Here is a 15,764-nt window from a genome sequence, read left to right as displayed (position 1 = left end):
AAGATTGTGGCTCTGGAGGTCGTGGGTTCGATCCCCATCATTCGCCCCATTGTGAAAAGGTCAGGCTTAACAGCCTGGCCTTTTTCGTTTTCCGGCCTTTTCCATCGCGAAAATACCGGACTGGTAATGTTTGCAATTCCCAAAAAATGGTTGATCTGGTACTCAAGGCCCCTGCACCAATCAGGGCCTGTTGGCCCCATTGCGCACGTGTTTGTATTTTCAGGAGGTCCCACATGTCAGCTAGCCGCGTTACTATCCGTCGTCCTGATGACTGGCACCTGCATTTGCGCGATGGCGATATGTTGCGTGCCGTGCTGCCTGAAACCAGCGCGCATTTTGGTCGTGCCATTATTATGCCCAATCTGGTGCCGCCGGTTCTGACGCGCGATGACGCCATTGCCTATCGCAACCGTATTGTCGAGGCGACCCCCGCCGGCCATGAATTTACCCCGTTAATGACCCTGTATTTGACCGAAGGAACCGACCCCGATGATGTCGAGGCGGCATATCGCGATGGTGTTATCCAGGCGTTAAAGCTGTATCCTGCCGGGGCGACGACCAATTCGGCCAGCGGTGTGCGTGACTTTGAAAAAGCGATGCCAGTGCTTGAGCGTATGGCAAAGCTGGGCATCCCGCTATGTGTTCACGGTGAAGTCACCGATGCTGACATTGATATTTTTGATCGCGAAGCTGTGTTCATTGATCGCATTCTTGCCCCGCTGCGCAAGCGCTTGCCGGAACTGCGCATTATTATGGAGCATATCACCACCCGGGATGGTGTTGATTTTGTAAAGTCGAACGACACGAATTTTGCCGCCACCATCACCACCCACCACCTGATCATTAACCGCAATGCGATTTTGGTGGGCGGTATTCACCCGCATTATTATTGCCTGCCAGTGGCAAAGCGCGAAAAGCATAGGTTGGCGTTGCGCGAAGCGGCAACATCGGGCGATGCGCGCTTTTTCCTGGGGACGGATTCGGCCCCGCATACCGACGCCCGCAAGGAAAGCCCGTGTGGCTGTGCCGGTATTTTTACCGCCAATAATACGGTGCAATTGCTGGCGCATGTGTTTGAAGAGGAAAATGCGCTCGACAAGCTCGAAGCCTTTGCCTCGCTTAATGGCCCGTCTTTTTACGGTTTGCCAGTAAATGATGCGAGCATCACCCTTGAAAAACGGGATGAACCTGCCAGTTTTGCTGATAAAATCAACACGGCTGAGGGTTTGGTAACGGTGTTTGATCCTGGCTATCCGGTATATTGGCATTATGCCAAATAAGGTGTCGGATGAAGGGGGTGGCTTGTCTGCGCTGCCTGTCCCTGTAATTTAACATTTTAAGGTTTGCTAAAAAACGCCTGCTTATGCGGGCGTTTTTTATGTCGCTCAGGTGGTAATGCCAAGCAAATAGGGTACGACATAGGGGTGGTTTAGTCACAACCCTTCCATGCCATCTGCTACGGGTGTCAATGGCGGCCCTTGATATCGGTTAAATCGCAATGATCAGAAAGAAAATCAGGCAACCAGACCGGATGTTTTTTGCTGCTGGCTAAACAGCATTGCCGTGGTCTGGTTATAGGACTGGCTGGCCGTCTGTTGCTGATGGCTTATCATTTGGCTTATATTTGCGGATGATCCGTTCTGAGCGGAGAAATCGGCTGTTGATGTGCCAACGGATGCTGCATTTCCGATGGCAACCTGATTGGCAATTGCCTGGATGCCCGTCAGGCCGCGAAGCGGCTGGATCGTTACATGCCCGCTTTCTGCATATAGGCGTCCATCCGGGCCAACGGTGTAGTTATAGCTGATCATGCCGGCATTGGCGCCGGCCAGGGCCTTGTGGCTGTTCTCTTCGGCCCGCACGGCGGCGTCACGATCTTGCAAGCGTTGAACATGGTCCCGGGCGCCGGGACTTAATGTATCCGGGGCGCCATCAGGGGCAGGTGTGCCTCGGGTTTGAGGTGTTTCAGACGGGTTTTCTTTGGTCGAGCCAGGTAGTTCTGTTGCGGTTGCTCCGCTGCCCGGCAAGCTGCGCGGGTCAACCTGCTGGACGACGGTAATGGTGGCAGCTGAAATGGCCGGGGCAGGGCGGGCCTGCGCCACGGGGGCTGGGGCGGGTGCCCCGGCTGCCGGCGTTGTCCCGTCAGATGTGCCAGATTGCTCTGATTGCGCACGCAGACCTTGCGTCGCGCCGGGTGCTGCGGGTGGCAATTGTTTGCTGGCCGGGCTGGTGATCGGAACAAGCGAGACAGCGGCCATGCGGCGCGGCAACAAACCACCCTGGGACGTACCCCCGCTGGAGGCTCCCTGGCTTTCGGTGCTGGCAAGACCATTCATGGCGACAACTTCGCCAATCTTGCCGCCGCTCCCTGGTATGGTTTGAATGCTGCCTATTGATGTCATGATCGCAAGTATACCAAAATCGCTGGTTGATGCCAGTTTTTGTCAATACGTATCAATGCGCATGATGGAATGGTTGTAATTGTGCCTGTAAAACAGGCAATTCTCTCAAAACAGCATGTTTCAATGGCGTGTGACACCGAAAATGACAAGCTGCGCGTGCATGTCGGCCTTTTCCCAGCTCAGAAACGCCGCAGGCGATTGGCGTTGCGAAAAATCGCGGTTATCGAGTCTGTCGGGAACAGGTCGACAATGCGGTTCCATTTGGTGCCGCATTGTCCGTTTTGTATTCAAAGATTTTGGTGCAGGATAACGGATGTCGTCCATGAAGCCAGACAGCGCATGTCGCATTCCGGCATTGATGATGGATCATGTGCCGGCTGTTGACCCGGTTATGCTCCGGCTTTTTCAAACGGCAGGAAGGGCTTTCAGGCTGCTGTTTTTGGGGCGATGGCGGGCATGGATTGATGCGCCCATGCCTGGGTAAGGGAGGGCTGCATGCGTTTGGAAGAATGTGTCATACCAAATTCACGCGCCTCGGCCACTTGTGCCAGTGTTTTTCGCACGTCTTTTTCGGTAATGCCGTCATAGGCCATGAGAGTCCGTACAATCGGGTCTGCCAACATTTCATCAATGCTCAGTTCATGATCGACATAGCTCATCTTCTTGCTCGCTCTGTTTTTTTGCTCTGTTCTTATTTAACGCAATTGACAATCATTATCAATAACTCGATTGCGCACCTGTCCCTGATTTAATGCCAGGGTTGTATCGGATCACAGTTTCTAACGCCGGCATTTTTCACTTCGGCCTGCACTGTCTTTGAGTTGTGTAGCACAATATGTGTTTCTATTTTGTTGATCTTTCTCAAGATAATCGGTAACGCAAAGTCTTTGATAATGTTCCCACCGGATAGATGTGTGGAACAAAGCCATATGCACCAATGATTATGGCGATAATAGGCGGGAAACATGACACGTCCGGGACTGCTTGATTACTTTTTGTTGATATTGCTGGCCCTGATGTGGGGGAGTTCATTTGCCTTTATCAAACTGAGCGTTCACGCCTATTCACCGCTGATTGTTGCGGCAGGGCGCATTACCCTGGGTGCGGTGGTTTTATGGCTGATTGTGTTGTTGCGTCAAAGCGGCCTTCCGCGCGGGAAAGCCGCCTGGGTATCGGCATTTTTGTGCGGTATTTTAGGAAATGCAGTGCCGTTTTTCCTGATTAGCATGGGGGAAACCCGGATAAATGCCGGTCTGGCCGCCATTTTGATGTCTGTTGTGCCGTTAACAACCGTGGTGCTGGGGCATTTTGTGACCCGGGATGAAAAACTGACGCCGGGCAAGGTCGCGGGGCTTGTTTTGGGGACATGCGGGGTGATTGTTCTGGTTGGGCCGGAAACCCTGAGCGGGCTGGGAGGGGATTTGCCCTATCAACTGGCGGTTTTGATGGCGGCGATTTGTTACGCCGTATCGTCGTTAATTGCGCGAAACCTGCGTGATCAACCCCGTGCCGGGTCGGCTGCGGTTATTTTAACTTTTGCATCACTGTCAATTGCGCCGGTTGCCTTGCTGGTTGACCAGCCCTGGGCGATGGCATGGTCGGCACAGGGGGCGCTTGCCATTATCTATCTGGGGCTGGTGCCTACCGGGCTTGCGATGTTTTTGCTGTTATTAATGGTGGCGCGCGCAGGGGCGGGGTTTGTTGCCTTTAATAACTATCTGGTGCCGGCTGTCGGGGTGGTGGTTAGTCTGGTTGTGCTGGGTGAAATTCCGGCACCCAGCACATTGCTGGCGATGGTGATCATTCTGGCGGGCATTGCGGCGGCCAATATCCGCTTTGGCGGGCGAAAAAATGCTCTGCCAATTGTACATGTAATGACAAAAAAGGACTGAAAACCCGGCCTGTCATGATTTGGCAGAAAAGGTGCTGCGTCATATGTTGTTTGTGCGCGGTAAACCTGATACTTTCCGCGCTGAATGGCTTGCTGTGCAGATGCACGGAGGCCTCATTGATTCTTTTTTGATTAAGCGTTTAAGAGGTTACGGCCTTTGTCCTCCGAAGTGTCAAGCACTGCCAACCGCGATATTTTCCCGGTTTCCATCGAAAGCGAAATGCGCCGCAGTTATCTTGATTACGCGATGAGCGTGATCGTGAGCCGTGCGTTGCCCGATGTTCGTGACGGGTTGAAACCTGTTCATCGTCGTATTCTTTATGCGATGCATGAAAACGGTTTTGACTGGAACAAACCGTTTCGTAAATCGGCGCGTGTCGTCGGGGACGTAATGGGTAAATATCACCCGCATGGCGATAGTGCGATTTACGATGCCATGGTCCGTATGGCGCAGCATTTTTCCATGCGCCTGCAACAAATTGACGGGCAGGGTAACTTTGGCTCGATGGATGGCGATAAAGCCGCCGCCATGCGTTACACCGAAGCCCGCCTGGCCAAGGCCGCCCACTTCCTGCTCGATGATATCGACAAGGATACCATCGATTTCAAGGCCAACTATGACGAAACCACCAAGGAGCCGTCGGTGTTACCGGCGCGTTATCCCAATATGCTGGTCAACGGGGCTGGTGGTATTGCGGTGGGCATGGCAACCAACATTCCGCCCCATAACCTGGGTGAAGTGATTGATGGCTGCATGGCGGTCATTGATAACCCCGATATTACGGTTGAAGGGTTGATGGAATTTGTTTCCGGCCCGGATTTTCCCACCGGCGGGCTTATTCTTGGCCGTTCAGGCATTCATTCCGCATTCCGTACCGGGCGTGGTTCGGTTGTGATGCGTGCACGCACCCATTTTGAAGAAATCCGTGCCAACCGCGAAGCCATTATTGTTACCGAAGTTCCCTATCAGGTGAACAAGGCCACATTGATGGAAAAAATCGCCGATCTGGTGCGCGATAAAAAGCTGGAAGGAATTTCCGACCTTCGTGATGAGTCGGACCGTTCCGGTGTGCGGATGGTGATCGAGCTTAAGCGTGATGCGGTTGCCGATGTGGTTTTGAACCAGTTGTTCCGCTTTACGGCGTTGCAAACATCGTTTGGCGTTAACATGCTGGCCCTTAACCGGGGCAAGCCGGAACTGATGAACCTGAAAGAAATTATTCAGGCGTTTGTCGAATTCCGTGAAGAAGTGATTACACGGCGTACCATTCATTTGCTGAAAAAAGCACGTGATCGCGCCCATGTGGTGGTGGGTCTTGGCATTGCTGTTGCCAATATCGACGACGTTATTCGTCTGATTCGCAACGCAGCAGACCCGGCAATTGCCCGCGAACAGTTGATGGCAAAAAGCTGGCCTGCCGGTGATATTGTTCCGTTGATCGAACTGATTGCCGACCCGCATCAGGTGGGATCGGAAGACGGTAATTACCGTTTGTCCGAAGCCCAGGCACGCGCCATTCTGGAGCTGCGTCTGCATCGCCTGACCGGTCTGGAACGCGACAAAATCGCTGGTGAATTGACCGAACTTGGCGAAAAGATCAAAGACTTCCTCGATATTCTGGGGTCACGCGAACGCAAGCTGACCATTCTGAAAGACGAACTCACGGAAATGCGCAATGAATTTGCCGATCCGCGCCGTTCAGAAATTATCGAAGGCGATTTTGAGCACGACATTGAAGACCTGATCGCTCGCGAAGACATGGTGGTTACGGTATCGCACACCGGTTATATCCAGCGTGTGCCGTTATCGACCTATCGTGCGCAGCGTCGTGGCGGCAAGGGCCGTTCGGGCATGGCCACCCGCGAGGAGGACTTTGTTTCCAAGTTGTTCGTGGCCAATACCCATACCCCGGTGTTGTTCTTTAGCTCGCTGGGTATGGTCTATAAAATGAAGGTTTGGCGGTTGCCGCTGGGCACGCCGCAATCGCGCGGCAAGGCCCTGGTTAACTTGCTGCCTTTGTCCGAGGGCGAACATATCACCACCGTTCTGCCGTTGCCTGACGAAGAAGAATGGCCAAACCTGCACATTATGTTTGCCACCTCGACCGGTAACGTGCGGCGTAACAGCCTGGCAGACTTTGTGAATGTGAAGGCAAATGGCAAAATCGCCATGAAGCTGGAAGAAGACCGGGGCGACAGCCTGATTGCCGTTCAAACCTGCACGGATGAGGATGATATTTTCCTGACCACACGTCAGGGCAAATGCATTCGTTTCCGGGTGGCTGATGTGCGTGTGTTTACCGGTCGTAATTCGGTGGGTGTGCGCGGTATTCGTCTGGCTGACGGTGATGACGTTATTGCGATGTCGGTTTTGTGGGGCTCACATGCCAGCATGGAAGAACGCAGCGAATATCTGTCGATTGCCAGCAAGCTGCGTCGTGAAGAACTCGGTGTTGATGACGCGCTGCCGCTCGAAGTGCTGAGCCAGGAACGTTATGACGAATTGCTGTCGGGTGATCAGCTTATTCTGTCGGTGACCGAAAACGGCTATGGCAAGCGGACTTCATCTTATGAATACCGGGTGACCGGGCGTGGCGGTCAGGGCTTTGCCAATATCGACATGTCTGAACGAAATGGTCTGGTTGCGGCATCCTTCGTGATCGAGGAAGGTGACGAGTTGATGATGGTCACCAATGGTGGCAAGGTCATTCGGATGCCCACCCATGATATTCGTATTGCCGGGCGGAAAACGCAGGGTGTTACCCTGTTCCGTACTGCCGAAGACGAACAGGTTGTTGCTGTTGAACGCCTTAGCAACCTTGGCGAAACCGCCGGGGATGATGAAGAAGGCGTTGAAGGCGAAACCGTGATTGCTGCCGATGAAACCGTTGTTTTGCCAGATGTTGACGATGAAACCGGGAATGCCGGTGACAGTGACGGCAATGCTGGTGATGACACTGATGGTTCTATAAACGGGTAACTGGAAAGGGACCGATGGCACATACGACAATCGATCCTAATCGTGTCGGGATTTATCCCGGCACGTTCGACCCGGTTACACAGGGCCATATGGATATTATTCGTCGGGCCACCCGCATTGTTGACCGCCTGATTGTGGGTGTTGCTGTCAATGCGGGCAAAGGGCCGATGTTTTCGGTCGAAGAACGTTGTGAACTGGTGCGCGAATCCTTGAAAGCTGCGGGGGGCGAAGTTGCCGCCCGCACCGAGGTTAAACCTTTTGGCTCGCTTTTGATGCATTTTGCCAAGGAAAACCAGTCATCCGTGATCGTGCGCGGGTTGCGTGCGGTTTCGGACTTTGAATATGAATTCCAGATGGCAGGCATGAATGCGCGCCTGGCACCGGATATTGAAACCGTGTTTCTTATGGCGTCGGACAAACAACAGTTTGTGTCGTCGCGTTTTGTCAAGGAAATCGCCCGGTTGGGCGGTTCCGTAACCGAATTTGTGCCAGCCAACGTGTTGCAGGCTTTGCAAGCAAAGCTGGCGCAAGAAAAGGAATAGGTTGCATAAAGTCATGCGTCTGCTTCGTTTTCTTTCTCTTGTTATTCTTTCTTTGGGAATCTTTACCATGTCGAACGGTGGAATCGGCGCAGCACACGCGCAGACGACGGATGCGGCCACGCTTGACCCTGAAAACACCCTTTATCTTGATCTTAAGGACGGCCGTGTTGTTATTCAGATGCGCCCGGACCTGGCACCGAAAACCGTTGCCCGGATTAAGGAACTGGTACGGGACGGGTTTTACGATGGGCTGGTTTTCCATCGTGTGATTGACGGTTTTATGGCCCAGGCCGGTGATCCCAAAGGGGACGGCACCGGTGGATCGGGCCAAAAACTGCCGGCGGAATTTTCTGATGCGCATCACGGGCGCGGAACCGTTTCAATGGCCCGTGCTGCCGACCCGAACAGTGCTGATTCGCAATTTTTCATCTGCTTTGCCGATGCCCCGCATCTTGATGGTCAATATACAATCTGGGGCCAGGTGGTTTCAGGCATGGAATATGTTGATAACATCAAAAAGGGTGCGCCCTGGGCCAATGGCCGCGTTGCAGACCCCGACAAGATTGTTAAAATGCAAATTGCTGCTGACGCGCAATAAGCGCGAATTTGGTCACACAAATTCAATCGAAAGCCGCCTCATTTGGGGCGGCTTTCTGCTTTTTGGGCCTAAAATTCAACGAATGTGAAAAAACTGTCAGAAAACGGCAAATGAAAGGTTGACCGGGTGGGGGCATCCCTTTAAAACGCCGTTCAACAACGTTGTGGGCCCGTAGCTCAGTTGGTAGAGCAATTGACTTTTAATCAATTGGCCACAGGTTCGAATCCTGTCGGGCTCACCAATAAACCCCTGAAACCTTCCGGTTTCGGGGGTTTATTTTTTTCAGCCGCCAGCGTGGTTTTGGGTCCGAATGGTGGTCCTGAAAAATGATATTCACCTAAATTGAAATTTTATCAAAATCAGGGCTTGACCCATCGGTGATCCCGCTTTAAAACGCCGCTCACCAAGACGTTGGGCCCGTAGCTCAGTTGGTAGAGCAATTGACTTTTAATCAATTGGCCACAGGTTCGAATCCTGTCGGGCTCACCAATAAACCCCTGAAACCTTCCGGTTTCGGGGGTTTATTTTTTTCAGCCGCCAGCGTGGTTTTGGGTCCGAATGGTGGTCCTGAAAAATGATATTCACCTAAATTGAAATTTTATCAAAATCAGGGCTTGACCCATCGGTGATCCCGCTTTAAAACGCCGCTCACCAAGACGTTGGGCCCGTAGCTCAGTTGGTAGAGCAATTGACTTTTAATCAATTGGCCACAGGTTCGAATCCTGTCGGGCTCACCAATAAACCCCTGAAACCTTTCGGTTTCGGGGGTTTATTTTTTTTTCCGTATTTTCTGCCGTCAGATGACGCCAACATTATTAATCGAAACTGATCAATCATGCCTGGTCGGCGGGGCGGCCTATTAAGCATTTGCCGATCGCTTCACAAACCGCGCGACATGGCGCACCTGACCAAACTTTCCTAAGGCATTTTCATAGACTGCCGGTCTGACGGGGAGTAAAGGGTGATGGTGCGTTGCAAAAAATGTAGCTGTTCTGATAGTGTCGATACACAGTTAAGATTGCATCGCAGAGGCATTTGCAGTAATGAATGCAAATCATTTTCAATAGCGAATATGCAGCGCATGCGCTGTACTGTGTGATCAGGATCGGAAGTCCCATGCCAGACAATATTGTTCCCGCCGTAACCGATAGTGTGCAAGCCGCTGCCTCTGGTGGCGCAGGAGCCGTTGACACTGTGGCACAAGCGACGCAGGGTGGCGGTGTTGTAGACCCGGCCACGTTGACACAAGGGGCTGTTGACGGGGCAATGAACGCTGACCAGATGGCCGATGCTGCCTTGCAAGGAGGAACAACCGTTGCTCATTCGGGCTGGGTGCCTGATGTAATTGCATCTTTGCCGGTATTTGATCTGGTGGACCGCGCGGGCATTGTGGGTTGGGTACTGGCGGCGATGGCGCTGGTCGGGTTGATGATGTTTTTCTATAAAATGGTTGGTTTCATTCGCCGCGGGCTATTTGCCGATGGTTTTGTGAGCGAGCTAGAGCGTCATCTGGTAGCTGGCGATGACCAAAAGGCTGCGGCCTTGCTGGCCCGCCGCCGTCATCCGGCCGCTGAAATTGGCCGGTTTGGCATGTCCTTGCCGGTGGGCGATGGCGATAGCCGTGAATCGGCATCGGATTTGATTGCATCGCGCGCACATAAGGAAATCGACGGTCTTAATGGTGGTTTGCGCCTGATGGCGGCCATTGCGGTGTTAAGCCCGCTTTTGGGGCTTTTGGGCACTGTGATGGGCATGATCAATGCGTTTCAGCAAATGGAGGGGGCCGGCAGCCGGATTGACCCGTCGGTTCTTTCCGGCGGGATCTGGCTGGCATTGTTAACAACGGCTATTGGCTTGGTTGTGGCGATTCCGGCAACGGCCGTTCATATGTGGATGCAGGGCATTATCAGCCGTGCGGCCGCCATTACCGAAGAAGTTTGTACCCTGATTGTCAATCGCGGCGAATTGGCCGGGCGTGATGCCCGCGAAGCGGCCAATATCACGCGTTTACGTCACGCTGCGGAATAAAACTATGCAGTTTCGTTCGCGCTATCGCAGTCCGTCGCCTGTTATCGGGCTGACGCCGTTGATTGATGTTGTGTTTATCCTGCTGGTGTTTTTCATGCTGGCGTCAAGTTTTCTTGACTGGCGCGGATATGAGATGTCGGTTTCGGTACAGGATAAATCGGCCAATAGCCCGGCAGATAATCCGCCAGCACTGGTGCGGATTGATGGTTCCGGGGCAGTCACCCTGAATGGTGATGCCGTGCCGCTTGATAACCTGGCCGCGCGTTTAAAGACGGATTATGCCGGTGCCCAGGTGCATTTGCAGCCGGTGAACGGTGCCAAATTACAGCTTCTGGTGCATGTGATGGATGTGCTGGGCCGGGGTGGTATTCATAATGTGGATTTGATCGAGCAATGAAACGGCGTATTCAAATCACCGATGACACCATGGGCCAGGAACCAATGTTGCCGTTGATCAACATTGTGTTTTTGCTGCTGATCTTTTTTATGATTGCGGGCAGTTTGCAAAAACTGGGACCGTTTGATGTTAATCCGCCCGCCAGTGCAGATGCTAGCGAAAAAGATGACGAAACCGTTGTTTTGTGGGTGGATAAAACCGGCGAGCTTGGTGTGGATGACAGCCGGGGCCCACTGGCCGATATTACCAGCTTGTTGCCAGCCAACTTTCAGGATCATCCGATCGAAATTCGTGCTGATCGGGAAACCGACGGGCAGATGGTCGTCGCATTGTTAAAGCGCCTACAGGAACTGGGTGTCGACAAGGTTCAATTAATGACAGCCGTAGAAGCGCAGGATTAACGGAAGTTCGATGTCCAAGCGAAGTGACTTTTTAATCGCCACCGCGATGACCGGGATGGTGCTGGCAGGGGGTGTTGTGTTGGCAACCCCCGTGCCTGAACCGTCCGGCTGGGGCGGGGCGGGTGCTGTGCAAAGTGTTAGTATTTCGCTGGGGGCTGGTCAGGCCACCAGCGGTGAAGACAGTGACCCCGACGAAAGTGCCAGCGCCGACGTTGATAACCGCAAAGGCGAGGAAGACGCACAACCGGCCCCTGAAACGAGCGAGCCGGAACCGGTGCCAGAACCTGTCGTGGAACCGGAACCCGAAGCCGAGCCGGAACCTGAAGTGGTTCCAGAGCCTGTGATCGAGCCAGAGCCGGAACCTGAACCGGTTCCCGAAGTGAAACCGGAACCGGTGCCTGAGCCAATTCCCGAGCCGGTAAAAGAACCGGAGATCAAGCCGGAGCCAAAACCGGAACTTGCAGCAGTTGTTCCCCCCAAAGCAAAGCCCAAGCCGCCGGTGAAGCCCAAGCCGAAACCGGTAGCCAAGTCTGAACCTGTGACAAAACCAAAACCGACACCCGCACCCGCAAAAGAAGTGCCGCAACCGGTGACGGATACACGACCCACACAGGGCGCACAGTTTAATTCGCAAAAGGCCGAGGGCACCACCGGTACCAAAACCAAAAGCCAGGCTGCCAGTTCGGCATCTGGCAGTGGTGGGGGGGCTGCGTTAAGCAAGGCAAAGTTTGTCGATTATCAGTCGTCCGTTGTGCAAACCCTGATGCGTTATCGTGAATATCCGTCAGCCGCGCGCAGACGCGGTATCGAGGGCCGCAACATGGTGTTGCTGGTAATTGAACGCGATGGCTCGGTTTCGTCGATTAAAATGGTGCAGGAAAGCGGCAATCGCCTGCTGGATCGTGCAACTGAAAAAATGATCGAACGGGTCAAACGGTTTCCACCGTTCCCTGATGATCTTGATTTGGAGCGCATGACATTGCGGGTGCCGCTAATTTACGATTTGCGTTGAACATTTTTGTACGTATGCCGCAACAACTAAAAACGGCCCGGCAACAATTTGCCGGGCCGTTTTTTATGAGCGATTAGAGTGCCATCCTGTCAGGGGGCGGTATCATCGGCGTGCTCTTGCCAGTGATAGTCAAGGGTTTCGCGCCAGGCAAAGCGATCAAGATGGTCAATGATCACTGCCTTCATGCGATTGATACCTTCGGGCGTTGCCGATTGCCCGATAAAGGTTAAACCGCCCTTCGACGCGATGATCTGGCAGGGGCCGGTTGGAAAGCTGACATCGCCTGTCGTGGTGTTAAACGTTACGGGCACCTTGTGGGCAAAATGTTTGCAAAGCTGTTGCAGGTATTTGTCCCCGTGGTCGGTTTTAACTTTACCTGTGGTGTGAAACATCAATTCTCCTGCGGGGGGCTGGTTGCACAGGACAGGCTGTCGACAATGACAAAGGGCGTGCCACGCGAACAATATTCAATCCTGCCATCCACCTGATAGGCATCATGCAGGCGTTCGGGTGTCATGATGGTTTGTGCTGTATCACTGGCCAGAACCGCGCCATTGCCAAACAAAACGATATGGTCGCAGTGTCGTAAGGCCAAATTGATATCGTGTAGCGCCATCAGCGCAAGGCCCTGTTGCTGGCGGGCAATGCGACGCACTACATCAAGCACCCGAAGCTGCCAGCGTAAATCAAGTGCGCTGGTGGGCTCGTCCAGCAGCATGATGTCGGGCGCGCGTACAATAACCTGTGCCAGCCCCACCATTTGTCTTTGTCCGCCCGACATCTGATTTAAGGCCTGAAACGCCAGGCTGGTAATACCAAGCTGTTCAAACGTCGCCTCGACCAATGCCTGGGCCGCGTTATGGAGCAGGTCAGTGCGCACCGCACGGCAAGCTGATAAAACCGCCTCGTAGGCAACAAGGCTGGTGCCCTGTGGCAAGGTTTGCGGTAGATAGCCAATGTGTCGGGCGCGGGTTTGATGCGCCATGCGGTTAATTTCAATACCGTTTAGTTTGGCTGAACCTGTATATGTGTTTAACCCGGCAAGGGCACGTAGAAAGCTGGATTTGCCAACCCCGTTGGGGCCAAGTACCCCAACCAGGGTGCCAGGCGCAAAGGCAGGCAATGCAATGTGCGATAAAACCTGTTTGTTGCCATAGGCAATCGACAAATCATCTATAATCAGTTCCGTCATGGCACCATTACCCCCGCCGTTTTTGCGATAACAACAACGCCAGAAACAGCGGAATGCCGATCAGGGCGGTAACGATGCCATCGGGAATTAAAATCCCCGGCACGATATGTTTGCTGACAAGCGATGCCATCGACAAGATGAACGCCCCCGCCAGAACGCTGCCGGGGATGTAAAACCTGTGATCCTCGCCAAAGGCCAGTCGCGAAATATGCGGCCCGACCAGCCCGACAAAGCCGATAACCCCGGTGAAGGCTACGGCAACGGCAGTTAAAATGCTGACACGCAGTAAAACCAGCAATCGCAGGCGTTCGACCGGCACCCCAAAGCTGCGGGCATAGTCTTCGCCACCGCGAAGGGCTGTCATTTTCCAGACATGGCGCATGGCAAGTGGCAGACAGGTGAGCAGAACAACCAAAACAATAATGATTTTCTCCCAACTGGCGCGGGCCAGACTACCCATTGTCCAGAACACGATCTGTTGCAGGCTGTCGCTATTTGCAACAAACTGAATGAGGGACACTAACGCGTTCAGGGCAAAAACCAGCGCAATGCCAAACAGCACAATAGTATCCACACTGGCCCCATATGCCTTGGCTAAAAACTGGATCGCGCCCAATGCAATGATGGCCCCGGCAAAGGCACAGATGGGCACAGCGTAGTTTTCAGGCAAACCAAAGCCTAGATTAAAGACAATCGCCAGGGACGCGCCAAGGGTTGCCGCATGCATGATGCCCAATGTAGACGGGCTTGCCAGCGGGTTGTTCAGCACGGTTTGCATTTCTGCCCCCGCCAGCCCCAGGGCTGCACCAATAACAACGGCCATTAGGGCAAAGGGCGGCGAACATTGTAAATAATCACATGGGTGGCAGGGTCGAGACTGGCGGGGTCAATCAACCCGCCAATTACATCGCCAGCAGAAAGCAGCGCCGGGCCGGTCATGATATTGACCACGACCGATACCAGCAATGCCGCCAGCAATACCGATAGCCAGATGACACGGCGTAGAATGAAATGGCGATATTGTGCCGATAACGTACCTGTTTTGGGTGGGATAGCCGGGGTATCGGGTTGTTTCCCCGCCGGGGGGCGATGTTCGGCAACGTTTTGTTGATGTACCGGATGTATCGGGTGGTTCATTGGGCCGCGTCCCGTGCGGTCATGCCGGTCCAGTAGGTACCATTCAGGGCAACCGGCTGGAACCGGTCAAAATAGGTTTGCAGGGTGGCGTGTGGGTCTAGATCTGTGAACAGGTCGGGGTGGAACCATTTGGCCATTTGCTGCACAGCGGCAACATTCATTGGTGTGTTATAGAAATGATGCCAGATTGAATATAAATGGTCGTTATTGATGGCACTTAATTCCTGCATGCCAACGCGCCCGGTGGTGTGGCGCAGCGATGCTGCGGCCTGTTCCGGGTTTGCCATTGCACCAAGAATGATGCGGTTGCCGTTATTATTAACATTGGCCGAGCCGATGGCGGTGGCAATATAGTAATCCGGCTGGCTGACCAGCAATTGTTCGATTGTTACAGTGCCATGGGTACCAGGAATAATTTCACCGAAAATGTTGGTGCCGCCGGCCCAGTCAATGAAACGCCCCATCATCTGGTTGCCCATTGCTTCGCAACAGGTTTGGTCCAGGCCAACGCGGCTTTCCATAAATACCGTCGGACGGTTTTTTACCTGGGTCAGTTTTTGATGCACTTTGGCCAAACCATCGGCGTAAAATGCCAGAAAGTTTTCTGCCTGCTGTTCCTTGCCCATTAAGGTGCCAAGCAGGCGAACGCTTTTAGGGGTATTGACCAGTGGGTCCTGTCGAAAATCAATCGCGACAACGGGAATATTGGCAGCGGCAAGGGTATCAAAAATCTGTTTGTTGCGCGCGCTGGGGCCGTGGCCACCTGTAAGGCCAAATACGGCAACATCCGGATGCAGCGAAATTGCTTTTTCAAGGTTAAAGGATTCCTCGCCACTACTGCCGATAAGCGGAATATCGTCAATGGCGGGGAATTTTGCCTGATATTGGGCATAGGTGGCCGGGTCCAGGTTTTTAAACTCGCCCATCATACCTGCAATCCAGCGGACCGGGTTTTCTGTGTCAAGAATACCGATGCTGGGTAAAAAGCGACCTTCGCCCAAAATCATATATTTAACCGGGACATTGACGGTCACTTCATGCCCGGCAACGTCGGTCAGGGTAACCTGTTTTTGTGGCGCATCGGCGGCCTGTGATGATGTGTGAGCAAAGCCAAATAACGTGGCGGCCAGGGCGATGGATTGCAGAATGTTTTTCATGGTCAAATCCGCGTGGTGATGTGGGGC

General features: G+C 53.4%; 16 protein-coding genes and 3 tRNA genes. 12 read left to right on the top strand and 7 right to left on the bottom strand.

What is annotated here, in order from left to right; genetic code table 11:
* The first annotated feature begins 233 nt into the window (after positions 1-233).
* A complete protein-coding gene (pyrC, locus tag THS27_RS23250) occupies positions 234-1,280 on the top strand; it encodes a dihydroorotase (RefSeq protein WP_085594964.1) in 1,047 nt (348 codons plus the stop codon).
* A gap of 234 nt (positions 1,281-1,514) precedes the next feature.
* Here the strand turns inward: pyrC and THS27_RS23245 are convergent, their stop codons facing one another.
* Both THS27_RS23245 and THS27_RS23235 read right to left on the bottom strand, forming a co-directional pair.
* Positions 1,515-2,402 (bottom strand): putative metalloprotease CJM1_0395 family protein, encoded by an 888-nt coding sequence (locus THS27_RS23245; protein WP_085594962.1) that lies wholly within the window; start codon positions 2,400-2,402, stop codon positions 1,515-1,517.
* A 425-nt stretch (positions 2,403-2,827) separates the two neighbouring features.
* The gene (locus tag THS27_RS23235) at positions 2,828-3,061 is read right to left on the bottom strand and encodes a hypothetical protein (RefSeq protein ID WP_085594958.1); all 234 of its coding nucleotides are present in this window, start codon (positions 3,059-3,061) and stop codon (positions 2,828-2,830) included.
* Between the two features lie 306 nt (positions 3,062-3,367).
* On the opposite strand from THS27_RS23235, the gene THS27_RS23230 reads away from it, so the two are divergent.
* From THS27_RS23230 to THS27_RS23180, 11 genes are all read left to right on the top strand, one after another.
* Entirely contained in the window at positions 3,368-4,294 is a 927-nt protein-coding gene (locus tag THS27_RS23230; protein WP_085594956.1) for a DMT family transporter, read from the top strand.
* A 219-nt stretch (positions 4,295-4,513) separates the two neighbouring features.
* Complete coding sequence (gene gyrA / locus THS27_RS23225) at positions 4,514-7,273, top strand: DNA gyrase subunit A (RefSeq protein WP_371456178.1); 2,760 nt, start codon at positions 4,514-4,516, stop codon at positions 7,271-7,273.
* Positions 7,274-7,287: 14 nt separating this feature from the next.
* Positions 7,288-7,815, top strand: coding sequence for a pantetheine-phosphate adenylyltransferase (gene coaD / locus THS27_RS23220; protein ID WP_085594952.1), 528 nt, complete (start codon positions 7,288-7,290; stop codon positions 7,813-7,815).
* A gap of 67 nt (positions 7,816-7,882) precedes the next feature.
* Complete coding sequence (locus THS27_RS23215; RefSeq protein ID WP_085594974.1) at positions 7,883-8,413, top strand: peptidylprolyl isomerase; 531 nt, start codon at positions 7,883-7,885, stop codon at positions 8,411-8,413.
* A 165-nt stretch (positions 8,414-8,578) separates the two neighbouring features.
* Positions 8,579-8,654, top strand: a tRNA-Lys gene (locus tag THS27_RS23210).
* Between the two features lie 172 nt (positions 8,655-8,826).
* Positions 8,827-8,902, top strand: a tRNA-Lys gene (locus THS27_RS23205).
* Positions 8,903-9,074: 172 nt separating this feature from the next.
* Positions 9,075-9,150: transfer RNA gene (locus tag THS27_RS23200), tRNA-Lys, on the top strand.
* A 379-nt stretch (positions 9,151-9,529) separates the two neighbouring features.
* Entirely contained in the window at positions 9,530-10,441 is a 912-nt protein-coding gene (locus THS27_RS23195; protein ID WP_246833082.1) for a MotA/TolQ/ExbB proton channel family protein, read from the top strand.
* A gap of 4 nt (positions 10,442-10,445) precedes the next feature.
* The gene (locus THS27_RS23190) at positions 10,446-10,838 is read left to right on the top strand and encodes a biopolymer transporter ExbD (RefSeq protein ID WP_085594950.1); all 393 of its coding nucleotides are present in this window, start codon (positions 10,446-10,448) and stop codon (positions 10,836-10,838) included.
* The gene (locus THS27_RS23185) at positions 10,835-11,239 is read left to right on the top strand and encodes a biopolymer transporter ExbD (protein WP_085594948.1); all 405 of its coding nucleotides are present in this window, start codon (positions 10,835-10,837) and stop codon (positions 11,237-11,239) included. Before THS27_RS23190 ends, THS27_RS23185 begins: the two co-directional genes overlap by 4 nt.
* A 10-nt stretch (positions 11,240-11,249) precedes the next feature.
* Positions 11,250-12,251 (top strand): energy transducer TonB, encoded by a 1,002-nt coding sequence (locus THS27_RS23180; protein ID WP_085594946.1) that lies wholly within the window; start codon positions 11,250-11,252, stop codon positions 12,249-12,251.
* Between the two features lie 89 nt (positions 12,252-12,340).
* Here THS27_RS23180 and THS27_RS23175 read toward each other — a convergent pair whose 3' ends face one another.
* Genes THS27_RS23175 through THS27_RS23160 form a run of 5 tightly spaced genes read right to left on the bottom strand, consistent with a single transcriptional unit; the run spans position 12,341 to position 15,737 of the window.
* On the bottom strand, positions 12,341-12,643 hold the full coding sequence (locus tag THS27_RS23175; protein WP_085594944.1) for a DUF2218 domain-containing protein: 303 nt from the start codon (positions 12,641-12,643) through the stop codon (positions 12,341-12,343).
* Complete coding sequence (locus tag THS27_RS23170) at positions 12,643-13,443, bottom strand: ABC transporter ATP-binding protein (protein ID WP_085594942.1); 801 nt, start codon at positions 13,441-13,443, stop codon at positions 12,643-12,645. Before THS27_RS23170 ends, THS27_RS23175 begins: the two co-directional genes overlap by 1 nt.
* Positions 13,444-13,450: 7 nt before the next feature.
* Positions 13,451-14,266, bottom strand: a complete 816-nt coding sequence (locus THS27_RS23165) for an iron ABC transporter permease (RefSeq protein ID WP_246833081.1) — start codon at positions 14,264-14,266, stop codon at positions 13,451-13,453.
* Entirely contained in the window at positions 14,266-14,580 is a 315-nt protein-coding gene (locus THS27_RS27515) for a hypothetical protein (RefSeq protein WP_246833080.1), read from the bottom strand. The genes THS27_RS23165 and THS27_RS27515 overlap by 1 nt, the downstream gene beginning before the upstream one ends.
* Entirely contained in the window at positions 14,577-15,737 is a 1,161-nt protein-coding gene (locus tag THS27_RS23160) for an ABC transporter substrate-binding protein (RefSeq protein WP_246833079.1), read from the bottom strand. The genes THS27_RS27515 and THS27_RS23160 overlap by 4 nt, the downstream gene beginning before the upstream one ends.
* Between the last annotated feature and the right edge of the window lie 27 nt (positions 15,738-15,764).

Source organism: Thalassospira sp. MCCC 1A01428, from assembly GCF_002115825.1.
Taxonomy (GTDB): Bacteria; Pseudomonadota; Alphaproteobacteria; order Rhodospirillales; family Thalassospiraceae; genus Thalassospira.
This window is presented reverse-complemented; position numbering and strand designations above follow the sequence as displayed.

Coding starts and splice junctions, on each gene's coding strand:
- THS27_RS23215 (WP_085594974.1), top strand. CDS start 7,883: ATGTCGAACGGTGGAATCGGCGCAGCACACGCGCAGACGACGGATGCG.
- THS27_RS23190 (WP_085594950.1), top strand. CDS start 10,446: ATGCAGTTTCGTTCGCGCTATCGCAGTCCGTCGCCTGTTATCGGGCTG.
- THS27_RS23235 (WP_085594958.1), bottom strand. CDS start 3,061: ATGAGCTATGTCGATCATGAACTGAGCATTGATGAAATGTTGGCAGAC.
- THS27_RS23175 (WP_085594944.1), bottom strand. CDS start 12,643: ATGTTTCACACCACAGGTAAAGTTAAAACCGACCACGGGGACAAATAC.
- pyrC (WP_085594964.1), top strand. CDS start 234: ATGTCAGCTAGCCGCGTTACTATCCGTCGTCCTGATGACTGGCACCTG.
- THS27_RS23170 (WP_085594942.1), bottom strand. CDS start 13,443: ATGACGGAACTGATTATAGATGATTTGTCGATTGCCTATGGCAACAAA.
- THS27_RS27515 (WP_246833080.1), bottom strand. CDS start 14,580: ATGAACCACCCGATACATCCGGTACATCAACAAAACGTTGCCGAACAT.
- THS27_RS23245 (WP_085594962.1), bottom strand. CDS start 2,402: ATGACATCAATAGGCAGCATTCAAACCATACCAGGGAGCGGCGGCAAG.
- gyrA (WP_371456178.1), top strand. CDS start 4,514: ATGCGCCGCAGTTATCTTGATTACGCGATGAGCGTGATCGTGAGCCGT.
- THS27_RS23165 (WP_246833081.1), bottom strand. CDS start 14,266: ATGGCCGTTGTTATTGGTGCAGCCCTGGGGCTGGCGGGGGCAGAAATG.
- THS27_RS23180 (WP_085594946.1), top strand. CDS start 11,250: ATGTCCAAGCGAAGTGACTTTTTAATCGCCACCGCGATGACCGGGATG.
- THS27_RS23230 (WP_085594956.1), top strand. CDS start 3,368: ATGACACGTCCGGGACTGCTTGATTACTTTTTGTTGATATTGCTGGCC.
- THS27_RS23195 (WP_246833082.1), top strand. CDS start 9,530: ATGCCAGACAATATTGTTCCCGCCGTAACCGATAGTGTGCAAGCCGCT.
- THS27_RS23185 (WP_085594948.1), top strand. CDS start 10,835: ATGAAACGGCGTATTCAAATCACCGATGACACCATGGGCCAGGAACCA.
- THS27_RS23160 (WP_246833079.1), bottom strand. CDS start 15,737: ATGAAAAACATTCTGCAATCCATCGCCCTGGCCGCCACGTTATTTGGC.
- coaD (WP_085594952.1), top strand. CDS start 7,288: ATGGCACATACGACAATCGATCCTAATCGTGTCGGGATTTATCCCGGC.